Source organism: Paenibacillus sp. FSL R7-0026 (assembly GCF_038004485.1).
Classification (GTDB): Bacteria; Bacillota; Bacilli; order Paenibacillales; family Paenibacillaceae; genus Paenibacillus; species Paenibacillus xylanexedens_A.
Window position 1 is genome coordinate 5,679,437 of the sequence record NZ_JBBORG010000001.1, and the last position, 15,440, is coordinate 5,694,876.

Genomic DNA, 15,440 nt, shown 5'->3' on the forward strand with positions numbered 1-15,440 from the left:
CGCGTTTACGGGCTTGATTTACGGACTTGCAAGTTGTTCGCCGTCTTTCTTGGGATGCGCACCACTTTCGGTTGACGGCGGAGCGCGCTTGTAACATTAGAACGCGAATTCGATCGTATCGACGGCACTCTTTGCGCCTGCCGCCGGTTTATGACATTCAATTCGGCTTAGCTCGAGTTGTGGATTTTCCGCAATTTGAGACAGTACCCGCAGGTAATCCTCAGTCAAGGTGCGGATCATCGTTTCTTTAAACAGCTTGGTGGCGTAGAAGAAGCCCCCGCTCAACGCCCCTTCGTTTTCATACATAAACAGCGTCAGATCAAACTTCGCTTCTTCCAAATGGTCAAGCTCGTAATTCTTCAGGCTGACCCCTTCCAGTTCGGCGTCTCGTTCTTCGATATTTTGCAAGTCGAAAACGGCATCGAACAGTGGGAAGCGGCCCGGCTCCCGCTTCACATTCAAACGCTCCACGAGATCCTCGAATGGATAATCCTGGTTCTCAAAAGCACCCAAAGCCGTTTCCTTCACTTCTTCCAGGTAGGACAAGAACGTTTTGTCGCCAGACGGACGATTACGGAGCGCCAGCGTATTAACAAACATGCCGATAACCGGCTCCAAATCGGCGTTAGTTCTTCCAGCCACCGGGGTGCCCACGATCAAGTCCTCCTGACCGCTGTACTTGGACAGCAACACAGTATAGGCTGCAAGCAGCACCATGAACAGTGTGCTTTCACACTCGGCAGCCAATTCGCGCAACCGCGCAGAGAGAGAAGCTTCGACGTCGAACTCCACATGCGCGCCTTCGTAGCTACGAACGGCAGACCGTTCGTAGTCCATCGGCAGGTCCGCCGTGGGCAGCTCGCCTTCGAAGGTTTGCAGCCAGTACGCTTCCTGCCGCCCGATTCGCTCTCGGTGGGCCTTCGACTGCTGCCAAACGGCATAATCCTTGTAATGAATGCGCAGGGGTGGCAGCTGTTCTCCGGCGTAGAAACTCGAGAACTCCTCCATCACAATCGCCATCGATACACCGTCGGACACGATATGGTGCATATCGAAAAGGAGAATACGCAGGTGCGGCTCCAGCTCGATGACCCCGGCGCGCAGTAGCGGCGGTTGGCCCAGATCAAACGGACGAACGAAGTTGCGGACGATCTGCTCGATTTGATCTGAATCCTCTGTATCCGCTTGATGATGCTCGATAGCAAAATCGACCTGTGGGTATATCCGCTGAACCACTTCGCCCTTCACCATTTCAAAACCGGTGCGCAGCGATTCATGCCGTGTTATCAATTTCCGCAAGGCGGCTTCCAACCGGTCTAAATCAAACTCACCTTCCACCTGCACCAGTTCCGGCATGTTGTAAAGCTGATCTGCTCCATCCAGCGTATGCTGAATGAACAGCCGTTTCTGCGCGGAGGACAGAGGGTAGTACTCTCTCTCTTCCGCTTGAGGAATGGCCTCGTGCTCCCGCCGTTCCATCCGGGTGATCGCCTCGGCCATCGCCGCAATCGTTGAGTGACGGAATACGTCGCGCAGAGGCAGGTTGACGTTTAATTCCTTAAATACCTTGCCTGCCAGTGACGTAGCTCGCAGGGAGTGACCGCCGATGTCGAAGAAGTTGTCGTAAACGCCTATCTCCTTCGTAAGCCCCAGCACCTCCTGCCAAATCACCGCCAGCTTCATTTCCAGCTCATTGCGCGGTGCGACATACTCCGTTCCACTTCCCGCTTCCCCTTCCGGTGCTGGCAGCGCCTTTCGGTCCATCTTCCCGTTTGGTGTCAAAGGCAGGAGCTCCAGCTCCACAAAGTACGACGGGATCATATACCCCGGCAGCTCCTGTGCCAGGGCACTGCGCAGATCGTTTACCAACAGCTTCGCACCGGTATCCGGCGTGTAATACGCACACAGCACCTTCTGCCCATTCGCATCACTTCGAACCAGCACCACCGCTTCGCGCACACCTTCCACACGCAACAGCTGCGACTCGATCTCACCCGTCTCGATCCGGTAGCCCCGGATTTTTGCCTGGTTATCGATCCGGCCGATGAAGTCCACGTTGCCGTCCTCCATCCACCGCGCCAAATCTCCCGTGCGGTACAGCCGTTCGCCCGCAACAAACGGGCTGTCTAAAAACTTCTCTTCCGTCAGCTCTGGACGGTTCAAGTACCCACGTGCTACACCAACGCCGCCGATGACCAGCTCGCCAAGCACGCCGACTGGTACGGGATTAAGATGTGCGTCCACGATGTGAAATTTCGCATTCAGCCACGCTTTGCCGATCGGCACATGGCCTGTATGCGGCAGCTTCGTCAGCGGTTCGTCATAGAAACTGGAGTCGATCGCCGCTTCCGTCACACCGTAAGCGTTAATGATGCGGAACGACGAGCCGAAGCGTTCCTGCAAGGTTCGGTAATCCGCCACTCTGCAGCTGTCCGAGCTTGTAATCAACAGCTCCATCCCGCTGAACTCCAGCCCCTGTTCATGTACGTATTCCATAAACGGCACGATCAGCGCCGGTGTTGATTCAAAGATCGTCACTCGCTCCCGCACTATCCAGTAGTGCAGACGAGAAGGATCGATCCGGTCGTCCTTCGGCACAATCACCATCGTGCCTCCGTTGTACAGCGTCCGGGCAATGTCGCCCACGAACACGTCAAACGAGAAGCTGGCGAGCTGCAGCAACCGCACCGGGAACTGATCTAATCGGTATTCCCGCCGGTAACCCGCCGCCGTGTTCACCAGGCTGCGGTGCTCGATCATCACACCTTTCGGCTTGCCCGTCGTTCCCGATGTGTAGATCACGTACGCCAGATCCTCTGGGCGGGCCTCATGGAAGCTGTCCATGCCAACAACATCAACATCATCCACAACATCCAGATGGTTCCGATCCGCACCGTTAACAGCCCCCGTTAGTTTGCCAGAGACCCGGCTGGAAGCCATGTTGGAGCCTTGATCAAAGCACATCGGAGCATTTGCCCGATCTTCGCTGTACGACACTTCGTCGTCGAGGTACAGCACCGACATCAGCGCCAGCTCCTCTTCGCGGAGCCAGGCCTCGGCACGTTCTCGCAGCGGCGTTTGTGTCAGCAGTACCTTCGCTCCGCTGTCTTCGAGCATAAACCGCACGCGGTCCGCCGGATAATCCGGGTCGAGCGGTACATACGCCCCTCCCGCTTTCCAGACGGCCATCACGGCCACCAGCAAGTCCACCGAACGCTCGGCGAGAATGCCAACGATTGACTCCCGGCCGATGCCACTTGCACGCAGCGTGACCGCTAAGCAGTTCGCCCGCTCGTTCAGCTCCACATATGTTAGGCGGTTATTTTCATACACAACGGCCTCCGCTTCCGGCGTACACTCTGCCTGTTTCTCAAACAGACGGTGGAACGTAGCCGCAGGAGCCGCTTCTAGCTGCGCTGGATTAAACGCATTGAGAACTTGTTCTTTTTCCTCTGCTGTCAGCAAGTTCAGCTCGGCAATCTTCGCATCTGGACGGTTTACGATTGTCACGAGCAACTGCTCGTAATGTTTTGCCAGCCGTTCAATCGTCTCCCTTTTATAAAGAGCCGTCGCATATTCAAAGCTGTAATCCAACCCGCCGTTCTCCTCGCCCACATCCAAGCTGATATCAAACTTCGCAGTATCCAGTACGCTCGGATAAGGAATCAGGCGAAGCCCTTCCAGTTCAAACTGCTCGTTCTCCGTATTTTGCATCGTAAACATCGTGTCGAACAGCGGATTACGGCTTAAGTCACGGGTGACTTGCACCTTGTCCACCAATTGTTCGAACGGATAGTTTTGATGCTCAAAGGCACGCAGAGTTGTTTCTTTGACTTCGTTCAGATATGACAGGAATGTTTTCTCCGAAGACGGATAACTGCGAATCGCCAGCGTGTTTAGGAAAATCCCGATCAACGGCTGCACATCTCCATGATTCCTTCCGGCAATCGGCGTACCAACGATTACGTCTTCCTGACCTGAATATTTATGCAAAAGCACGTTATACGCCGCAAGCAGCACCATAAACAGCGTCGTGCCCGTTTCCGAAGCCAGCTGTTTCAGGCCGCCGGTTTTTGAAGCGTCGAAGGAAAACTCCAGCGTTTGACCTTCGTAGCTCTGTACAGCCGGACGTGGATAGTCGGTCGGCATTTCCAGCACCGGAAGCTCGCCCTGGAACATGTCCAGCCAATACGCCCCCTGATGCTGAAGCCGTTCCTGCTGCTCCTGCGAATGCTGCCAAACGGTGTAGTCTTTGTACTGAATGCGCAGCGGCTCCAATTGCTCTCCACCATACAAACGCACGAATTCTTCAACAAAGATTTCCATCGAAACGCCGTCAGAAATAATATGATGCATGTCGTACATCAGAATATGGCGTTCCGGATCCAGCTCAACAAGGCCTACCCTCAACAACGGTGGCTTAGCCAAGTCAAACGGACGGACGAAACCGTGAACCACCGCTTCGACCTCTTGCTCATCCGCTTGATAGAACTCCACCGCAAAATTCACGTCCTGGTAAACCCGCTGTGATGCTTCTCCATCCACCATTTCAAACCCGGTGCGCAACATTTCATGCCGCGTCACGAGCTTACGGAATGTTTCTTCGAACCTTGCCCGGTCCAAAGCACCCTCCAGCAGCATCGCTTCCGGCATGTTGTAGCTAAGCTCCGCAACTTCCAGCTGATTCAGAATAAAGAGACGTTTTTGAGCAAAAGATTGCGGGTACACCTCTCGGCCATCCGTCACCGGAATGGAAACAAATATCTGCTGATCCAGCCGAGAAATGGCGGTAGCCATGCTCTCGATCGTGGAATGGCGGAACACGTCGCGCAGTGGCAGATCCACGTTCAACTCTTTATGAATCTTGCTGACCAACGTTGTCGCGCGCAGGGAGTGGCCACCGATGTCGAAGAAGTTGTCGTGAACACCAATCTCCTTTGCAAGCCCCAGCACCTCCTGCCAAATCACCGCCAGCTTCGTTTCCAGCTCATTGCGCGGTGCGACGTACTCCGTTCCGCTTCCCGCTTCCCCTTCCGGCGCTGGCAGCACCTTCCGGTCTATCTTTCCGTTCAGTGTCAGAGGTAGACGCTCCAGCTCCACAAAGTACGACGGAATCATGTACCCAGGCAACTGCTGTGCCAGCGCCCTGCGCAGATCGTTCACTACCAGCTCAACTCCGGTATCCGGCGTGTAATACGCGCATAGCGCCTTCTGTCCGTTCGCGTCACTTCGAACCAGCACCACCGCTTCGCGCACACCTTCCACCCGCAACAGCTGCGACTCGATCTCCCCCGTCTCGATCCGGTAGCCCCGGATTTTTGCCTGGTTGTCGATCCGGCCGATGAAGTCCACGTTGCCGTCTTCCATCCACCGTGCCAAGTCTCCCGTGCGATACAACCACTCACCAGCGGTGAAAGGACTGTCTACAAACTTCTCTTCCGTCAGCTCTGGACGGTTCAAGTACCCACGTGCTACCCCAACTCCGCCGATAACCAATTCGCCTAGCACGCCGACTGGAACAGGGTTCAGATGTGCATCCACGATGTAAAACTTCGCATTCAACCACGCTTTGCCAATCGGCACATGGCCTGTCTGCGGCAGCTTCTTCAATTCTTCGTCATAGAAACTGGAGTCAATTGCCGCTTCCGTCACGCCGTAGGCGTTAATAATGCGGAACGATGAGCCAAACCGCTCCTGCAAGGTCCGGTAATCCGCCACACTGCAGCTGTCCGAGCTTGTGATCAACAGCTCCATCCCGCTCAACTCCAGCCCTTGCTCGTGCACGTATTCCATAAACGGTACGATCAGTGCTGGTGTTGATTCAAAGATCGTCACTTGCTCCCTCTCTATCCAGTGGTGCAGACGAGACGGATCGAGACGGTCGTCTTTCGGTACAATCACCATCGTGCCTCCGTTGTACAACGTGCGTGCGATATCACCCACGAACACGTCAAACGAGAAGCTGGCGAGTTGCAGTAGCCGGACTGGGAACTGATCCAACCGGTATTCCCGCCGGTAGCCTGCTGCCGTGTTCACCAAGCTGCGGTGCTCAATCATTACGCCTTTCGGCTTGCCCGTCGTTCCGGACGTGTAGATGACATACGCCAAGTCCTCAGGACGAGCTTCATGGAAGCTGTCCAAGCCAGCAACCTTCAGATGACTCGGATCATCGCTGTTCACAGCACCCGTCAGCTCGCCGGAGACTTTACCGGAAACCATGCTGGAGCCAAGCGGTGCATTCTCCCGGTCTTCGCTGTATGACGTTTCGTCGTCGAGGTACAACACCTTTGCAAGTGCCAGTTCCTCTTCGCTGAGCCAAGCCTCAGCCCGCTCTCTCAGCAGCGTTTGTGTCAGCAGCACCTTCGCTCCGCTGTCTTCAAGCATAAACCGCACGCGGTCCGCCGGATAATCCGGGTCAAGCGGTACATATGCCCCGCCTGCTTTCCAGACGGCCAGCACGGCCACCAGCAGGTCCACCGAGCGCTCGGCGAGAATGCCAACAATCTCCTCCCGGCCGATTCCACTTGCGCGCAGCGTGGCCGCTAAGCCGTTCGCCCGTACGTTCAGCTCCGCATACGTCAGCCGATCGTTCTCGTATACAACGGCTTCCGCTTCCGGAGTGCTCTCCGCCTGTTCCTCAAACAGTCGGTGGAACGGGGCCACAGGAGCCACTTCCGATTGCATCGGGTGAAACGCGCCGAGAATCTTCTCTTTTTCATCTGCCGTCAACAAGTTCAGCTCAGCGATCTTTGCATTCGGATGGCTTACAATCGCCGCAAGCAAATGTCCAAAATGAATCGATAGCCGCCGGATCGTGCTTTCTTTATAAAGAGCCGTTGCGAATTCAAAACTGCACTCCAGTCCGCCATTTTCTTCCGTTACATCCACACTCAGGTCGAACTTGGCCATACCATATTCGCTAGGGTACGGGGACAATTTCAGCCCTTCCAGCTCAAACTCTGACTCCTCCAGGTTTTGCAGGGAGAACATCGTGTCAAACAGCGGGTTGCGGCTCAAATCCCGGCTAACCTGCACTTTATCAACGAGTTCTTCGAACGGATAATTCTGATGCTCGTAAGCGCCTAAAGTCGTTTCTTTCACTTCTTCCAAATACGACAGGAAGGTCTTCTCCGAAGCCGGATAATTGCGGATCGCCAGCGTGTTGACAAACATTCCGATCAAAGGCTGCGTGTCGCCGTGCGTTCTGCCCGCAATCGACGTTCCGACGATCAAATCGTCCTGACCTGTGTACTTATGCAAAAGCACGGTATATGCGGCAAGCAACACCATATATAGCGTCGTTCCTCTTTGAGCGGCCAGCTGTTTCAAGCCTTCGTTCGTTGCCTCGTCCACGAAGGACGTTAGCGTATGTCCCTCATAGCTCTGTACAGCAGGACGCGGATAGTCCGTTGGCATTTCCAGAACCGGCAGCTCGCCCCGGTAACGGTCCAGCCAGTAAGCTTCCTCGCGTTTCAATTGAATTTTTTGCTCGTCCGATTGCTGCCATACCGCATAGTCCTTGTACTGAATGTGCAAAGGCTCTAATGACTCACCGCCATACAGACGAACGAGTTCCTCAACGAACACGTCCATCGAAACCCCGTCGGAGATAATATGGTGCATGTCAAACATCAGTAAATAACGATCGGCGGCCAGCTCTACGAGCTCGGCACGCAGCAGCGGTGGCTTCGCCAAGTCGAAAGGTCGGATAAAAGCCTGCACGACTGCAGACGCTTCTTCCTCGTTCGCATGTCGACACACGACGGAAAAATCAACGCTCTCGTAAATACGCTGTACCGCTTCGCCTTGCACGACCTCAAATCCGGTTCTCAACGTTTCATGACGTTGGATCAGTCCGCGGAAAGCTTTCTCCAGCAGGCTATGATCAATCGATCCTTCGAGCAGCAGCACACCCGGCATGTTGTAGCTCTGATCGGCTCCTTCCAGCTGATTCAGGATAAACAGCCGCTTCTGAGCTGAGGAAAGTGGATAATACGCTCTTGCGCCTACCAGCGGAATCGACGAGAACGAATGTTCTTCGATCCGGGAGAGGGCGAGAGCCATCTGTTCGATCGTTGAGTAGCGGAATACGTCGCGCAGAGGCAACTCGACGTTCAACTCCTGATGCACCTTGCTCACCAGTGTCGTTGCCCGCAGGGAATGGCCGCCCAAGTCAAAGAAGTTGTCATGAACCCCGATGTGCTCCAATCCAAGCACGCTTTTCCATATTTCAGCCAAGTTGGCTTCGAGCGGAGTCCGAGGCGGAGTATGTCCTTCGCCTGGCTGCAAGCTCTCCTCAGGTGCCGGGAGGGAGCGGCGGTCAACCTTGCCATTCGTCGTCAGCGGGAGACGCTCCAACTGGATCAGGTACGCCGGGATCATATAGGTCGGCAGTTCCTGAGACAGCATGCTCTTCAGCTCGGCCGCCGGAAGCTCACAGTCCGCTTCATAATAGGCGCAAAGCTGCTTTTCGCCGGACACGTTTTCCCGCGCGAATACTGTCGTTTTCCGAATTCCCTCCACTTTCTGAAGCTGAGCTTCGATCTCGCCCAGCTCTATGCGGAAGCCACGGATTTTCACTTGGTCGTCCGTTCGTCCCACATATTCAATCGTGCCGTCCGGTAGCCATTTCGCCAAATCCCCCGTCCGGTACATGCGCTCTCCTGACGTAAAAGGATTGTGCACAAATTTCTCCGCCGTCAGTTCCGGCCGGTTATTGTAGCCCCGTACCAAACCTTCTCCACCGACACATAGCTCCCCGACCACGCCGATCGGCAGCAGCTTATTCCGGCTGTCGACGATATACACCGTCGTATTGCTGATTGGTCGTCCGATAGGAACGGTAAGCGCCGACTCATCAACGAAGTCGACCGGAAGGTACGTGGTAAATATCGTGCTTTCCGTCGGTCCGTACACATGGTTGAGCCTACCCGCTCCAAGATGGGCGAGTGCTTTACGTACATGACCAACCGAGACACGCTCTCCTCCAAACAAAATCGCCCGGACATCCCGAAAACAATGGACGTTCACATCTACAAGCACGTTGAAGAAAGCCGTCGTAATAAACATGACCGATATGCGCTGGCGCTGGATGAGATCCGCCAGTAGACCAATTTCCAGCAACGTCTCGCGGGGAACCAGCACCAGCCGCGCCCCGTTGGTCAAAGCACCAAAAATATCGAAAATCGCTCCGTCGAACGAATAGCTCGAAAGCTGGAGGACATGATCGCGATTGGTGATGTCGATATAATTTGTATTTTGCACAACGCGCACGATGTTGCGGTGCGAAACAAGGTTGCCTTTTGGCTTGCCCGTCGTGCCTGACGTATAGATCACGCAGGCCAGATCTGTCGCTTCAATCCCTTGATTTAGGTTTGTTCCGTCCTCGTGATAGAAGGACTCGTCATCCAGTAAAATCAACGAGTCCACACCCGCCAGGCGCTCGCGCAAGCGGCTTTGTGTCAGCATAACCTGCGCTCCTGAATCCTCTATCAAGAAACGGATACGCTCCTCTGGATATTCCGGGTCAATCGGTACGTAAGCGGCTCCGGCTTTGTGTGCTGCCAGTATACCTACAACCATTTCGATGGAACGCTCAGCCATAATGGCGACCAGACGTCCTTGAGATATCCCGTGGCTGCGCAAGGTACGGGCAAGGCGGTTGACGCGTTCATTCAACTCGCGGTAAGTCATCTCTTGCTCATTAAAGGAAATGGCAGCTGCATCCGGGATGTACTCCGCCTGCTCTTCGAACAATTGAATGAGTGTCTTCCCGCGCGGAAATTCCGTTGTGGTGTCGTTAAAATGTCCGAGAAGGTCGGCCTTTTCTGCCTCGGTCACAAGTTCCAGCTCGCCCACGGTAATTTCCGGGTTATCCGTTACCTGTTCCAGCAGATGCACGAGATGCCCCTTGAGCCGCTCGATGCTGTCTTTATCGAACACTTCGGCGTTAAAGTCGAATCGAATTTCGATCTCGGCTCCCGGCACCACAGTCACGTTGAAGTTATAGTTCGTCTGCTCCTCCATCTGAACGTCAGCAATTGTCAGGCCGCCGTGCTGCTGCTCCCCCGCCTGCTCCATCTGCTCGTCCACCGGATAGTTCTCGAAAGCGATGATATGGTTGATCAGATTCTGCTTTTGCACGCTACGAGCTTGAATTTCAAACAGCGGATAGTAATCATAACGCCCGGAATCCAGCGCCCGCTCTTGGAGCTTCGCCATCAGGTCGGCGAACACGGTGTCCACTTCGCTATTGACGCGGACCGGCACCGTATTGATGAACAGTCCGATCATAGACTCAATGCCCGGGATTTCCGCCGGTCTTCCGGCCACGACACTGCCGAATACGGCATCGTTTGTTCCGTTATATTTTTGCAGCATCACGCCCCAAACGGCTTGCAGCAGCGTATTGACTGTAACCAGGTGCTGTTTCGCCACCCGGTCCATCCGTTTGCTCAAGTCCTTGCCTAGTTCGGCGGTGACGTGATCAGCCGTAAATCTGCCGCTCGGCGCTGGTTCCTTTTGCCCCGGAAGTACGGTTTGCCCTTCGTAGCCTGCCAGGAACGCCGTCCAATAGACGGATGCCGCCTGATCGTCCTGTTTCTCCAACCATTCGATATAATCGCCATAATCCGATCCTTTACCTCCCGCTGGCTGCTTCCCAGAGGTCAGGGCCGAGTATATCTCAAACAACTCCTGCGTCAGCTGAGCCAGGCACCAGCCGTCCATCAAAATATGCTGGAAACTCCACAGAACGTGATAACTTTGCTCTTCGGTGCGCAGAATCGTAAACCGAACGAGCGCATCATGTTCCATGTCGAAGCCACGAAGCTTGTCCTCCTCGGCCTTTTCATCCAAGTAAGCTTGTTTCTCGTGTACCTGCAAATGAAGCAGCTCTTCATATTCAAAGCCGACTGGCTTATCGCGGTATATGATTTGCAGCGGCTCGCCCGCTGGTCCATTCACAAAATTCGCCCGCAACACCAGATGACGTTTTGCAAGCTCCATCCAGCTCCTCTCAAAAAGCTGGACGTCGAGCGCTCCCCGCATCGTAAACCGCGTCTGCTCAAAGTAAGCTGCCGTTTGCCGGTCAAGCGCGCTGTGGAACCACATACCCTTTTGCATCGGCGTCAGCGAGTAAATATTTTCGATTTCCCCGAGATGACTCGAGCGCTGGGCGATTTGCTCCAATTCTGTGATGGTCAAGCCTTTAAATTGCACGTCGCTTGGCGTCAATTCGTTGTTCTCTTTGCCTGCGCAGTGGGTAATGAGCTCTCGGAGACTTTGCTCAAGCCGCTGAGCGAAGGCTTCCATCGTTTCCTTGTGATACTGCTTCCGGCTGTAGCTGAGATCGAGCGATAAAGCACCGTCCAGCACCATACCGTTGATATCCAGCACAAAGCTGCGGGCCTGCCGGTCGCTAGCCGGGCTGCCACTGGAATAAGAAGATATGCCGATCTCGCCCTGGTTGACATCATCGTCGAACTGGCCGAGGTAGTTAAAATTAATTTCCGGTTCTGCGCCCCAAACCAAGCCATCCTCCGATTTCGAAAGATAGCGGCATATGCCGTACCCAAGCCCCTTGTTCGGAATGCGGCGCAAGTTTTCCTTGACCTGTTTAATCTGATAGGTCAAATCCCGGTCGGTTTCCGGCTCCAGGACGACCGGAAACTTGGTCGTAAACCAGCCGACTGTACGCGTGATGTCAATATCCGTTCCGATCGATTCACGTCCGTGTCCTTCGAGATTGATCCGCACCCGTTCGTGCCCCGTCCATTTGCGTAAGGCTATGCCGAGCGCCGTTACCAAAATATCATTCATTTCCGTGTTGAAGGCACGGTGAACCCGCTTCAGTAGCAGCTCCGTTTCTTCGGAAGTCAAACGGACAAACAGCGATTCGCTGTCATGCTGCGTCGTAACGTCCGCCTCCATATCCTTCGGCATGGCCGGAACCTCCATTTGATCCACGGCCTGCCAATAGGCCCGTTCCTTCGCCATCTCCGGGCTTTGCGCGTAAGCAACCAGCTGCTCAGACCAAGTGCGGTACGCATCTGTTTTCGCCGGGAAACGAATTTCCTCGCTTTTGCCAATCTGCTCGTAACCTAGAGCGAAATCCTCCATCAAAATGCGCCAAGACACGCCATCTACCACAGCATGATGAACCCCGAGCAGCAAATGATCACCGTCCGCGCACTGGAACAGTCCCGCCTTCATAAGGGGCCCGTTCTCCAGATCGATGCCCGCTTGAATGTCCGTTGCCTTCGCTTCCACAGTCTGCGTGGGATTCTCCGCATCCTTGAAGTCGAACACGTCCAGCGTGAACATCTCGTCTTCCTGAATCGCGCGGGTCCGTGCGCTAAACCCTTGTTCCGTTTTGCTGAACACCATCCGTAAGGCGTCATGATGCTCGGCCAGCTTTTGCAGCACCTGACGTACCATCTCTTCGTCGAAGCGTTCCTTCCGGTACAGCATCACCGACTGGTTGAAATGATGCGGGTCCGCAAAGGAGCTCTCGAAAAACCAATGCTGAATCGGCGTCAGCGCCGTTTCACCCGTAATTTCGCCTTGATCGATGGTACGTCCGATCGGTATCACATGCAGGCTAAGCTGTGAGATCGTCGGATATTTGAACAAATCCCGGATTTCCAGCTTGTACCCGGCTTGATGAAGCCGCGAAGATACTTGAATGGACTTGATCGAGTCTCCGCCAAGCTCGAAGAAATGATCCGTTACCCCAACGCGATCGGCGTTCAATACCGCCTGCCACACATCGGCAAGCGTCCGCTCGGCTTCATTGCGTGGAGCTACGTACTCGCCGCCGGTCAGTGCGTTTCCTTCCGGGGCAGGCAAAGCCTTGCGGTCGATTTTGTCGTTCGGCGTGAGCGGCATCTGCGGAAGCTGAACAAAATGTGCCGGAATCATGTAATTCGGCAATTTTTGCGCCAGCGCGCTTCTCAGCTCGCCGAGCGTAAGAGGGAGACTAGCGACCAGGTAAGCGCACAGTTCTTGCCCGCTTTTTCCTTCCCGCGCAATCACAATCGTCTCCTGCACCGAGTCGATCTTCAGAAGCTGATCTTCAATCTCACCGACCTCGATTCGGAATCCACGGATTTTCACCTGATGGTCGATCCGGCCCAAGTACTCCATATTACCGTCCGGCAGCCAGCGGGCGAGATCTCCTGTCCGGTAAAGGCGTTCTCCCGGCGCAAATGGATGTTCCACAAATTTCTCTGCCGTCAGTTCCGGTTGGTTCAGGTAACCTCTCGCAAGCCCCACGCCTGCCACGCACAGCTCGCCGTCCACTCCCGGAGGCACAAGTTGCAGGTGGGCATCCAAAATAAAAATCTGATGATTAGCCAGCGGGCGCCCAATCGGAATGACTCTGCGCTCCGGCTGCTGCTCATCCGCATCCCAAAGCGTCGTAACAATCGAAGCTTCGGTAGGGCCGTAAGCATTGAAATAGTGAACCTTCGCTTTCCACTGCTGCACGAATTCGGCCGATACCGCCGAACCTCCCGTTACAAGCTTTGTTAAGCTGGGAAGACGGTCCGGGTTCAAATGAGCGCTGTACGTCGGAGGCAAAATCGCCGCCGTAATCGCATGCTCGTTCATATAACTCTCGAACAGCCGAGTGTCGAGAATTGTTTCGGCTGTCGGGATGTACAAAGCCGCGCCAAAATAGAGTGCTTTGAAAACCTCCCAGCAGGATGCGTCGAAGGACAAGCTCGCAAATTGAACGATCCGGTCATGCTCCGTGATACCCAGCCTGTCTGCGAACATCAGCTTCAAGCTGACCAAACCACGATGCTCCAGCATGACCCCTTTGGGTTTGCCCGTTGTACCTGACGTATAAATGACATAAGCAAGATCGTGTGGACCACTGGCCGCCTCCAGGTTTGAGCCATCATCGCTATAGGCCTGCTTGTCATCTAGCGCCAATACGGTCCCTTCGAACGGGACTTGCTGTAACAGCTCTCTTTGAGTCAGTAGCAGCTGCGTGTTCGAGTTCTCCAGAATGTAGCGGATACGTTCTTCCGGGTACTCCGGGTCGATCGGCACGTAGGCACCGCCAGCTTTCAGAACCGCCAAAATGCCAATGACCGTCTCCAGCGATCTCCTGACCATCAAGCCTACCAACTGATTGGGTAGCACACCGACCGATCGTAGCGTACGCGCCAGCTGGTTTGCCCGTTCGTTCAACTCTGCGTATGAAAGCCGCTGCCCCTCAAAAACAACCGCAGTCGCCTCGGGCACACGCTTCGCTTGCTCCTCCACAAGCTGATGAATCGTCCGATCACGAGGATAGTCCTTCTCGGTATCGTTGAAGCTTTGTATTAATTGAAATTTTTCGTCCTCCGACAGCATGTCCGCTCGCACGATGTCCAGCTCCAGCTCATGAAGCCCGACGGACAGCAGGCGATTCAGATGGCCGACGACCCGATTCATGAACTCGGAGTCATATAAGTGCTCGTTATATGACAGCGCTAGCTGTATCGTCCCGCCGGCTAAACTGAATTCAAACGAACAGTCTGTGACCACGTTTTGCCCAATTTCGTCCAGATGCAGCTCCTTAAGGGATACTAGCGTATGGACGAAGGGTATCCCTTCTACATATTGCAGATCCAGCTTCTCCGTCATTTTCAAGAACGGAATATGTTGATGTTGAATGGCTTCCGGCAAGGAAGTCCTCAGTTCGCTCAGAAGCGTCTTAAAAGTTGCCCCCACCAAAAGCGAGTTTTTCAAAATGACCGTATGATTAACGGATCGCCGTGTCTCCGCCTTTTTCCGCACAACCGGCATGCCGACCAGAATGTCTGAAGCTCCTGTATATTTATGCAAGAGTGCCTGAACACCTGCGAGCAAAATCATAAAAGCAGCCAGCGGAGCACCCTTGCTCATTTGAAGGACGCGCTGCGCCGCTTCCTCCGAAAGCGAACCGCCAACGGTTTTCACATTGGGCACCAGGGAGTTTGGAGCTTTGCTGTAAGGCAACCGCGTCAAGGTATAATCGTCACTACCGAATTTTGCGTTCCAAAACAACGTTTCTTTTTCAAAAGCCATCTGGATCGTTCCCCTCTCTTCATCGGTAAAAGCAATCCGGCAGAGCATATGCCGAAGCAACGCTCCCCTCCTTTTCAAACATCTGACAACAATATCAATGGCTTACGCCATGTCACCGCTTGGATTGCCCGGTTGATCGCATGCGGCAATCCTCTGCCTAGCAGCTGTACCGCTCGGCTCCCATGCGTAAAGGACAACAAACATCGTTCTACGCAAGAGATGCGGCTACTTCGGACTCCTCTGCTTCAATAAGATTGCTGCGGACGAGCCACCCGAAGACGGGATTTGGTTTAACATGGGGTTCGGAATTGGATTTGGGGATAGACGACAAGGAATGTTCCTCCTGTCGATGTAAAGCTTGCCGCAGGGTTCCGGCCGTC

Annotated in this window: 2 protein-coding genes; both read right to left on the minus strand. The window is 54.4% G+C overall.

The annotated features are described in order from the left end of the window. Nucleotides 1-96: 96 nt before the first annotated feature. Nucleotides 97-15,108: an amino acid adenylation domain-containing protein gene (locus tag MKY44_RS24875; RefSeq protein WP_341009946.1), complete on the minus strand. Its 15,012-nt coding sequence runs from the start codon at nt 15,106-15,108 to the stop codon at nt 97-99. A 160-nt stretch (nt 15,109-15,268) separates the two neighbouring features. Continuing rightward, nucleotides 15,269-15,391 (minus strand): hypothetical protein, encoded by a 123-nt coding sequence (locus tag MKY44_RS24880; protein WP_341009026.1) that lies wholly within the window; start codon nt 15,389-15,391, stop codon nt 15,269-15,271. Nucleotides 15,392-15,440 lie beyond the last annotated feature (49 nt).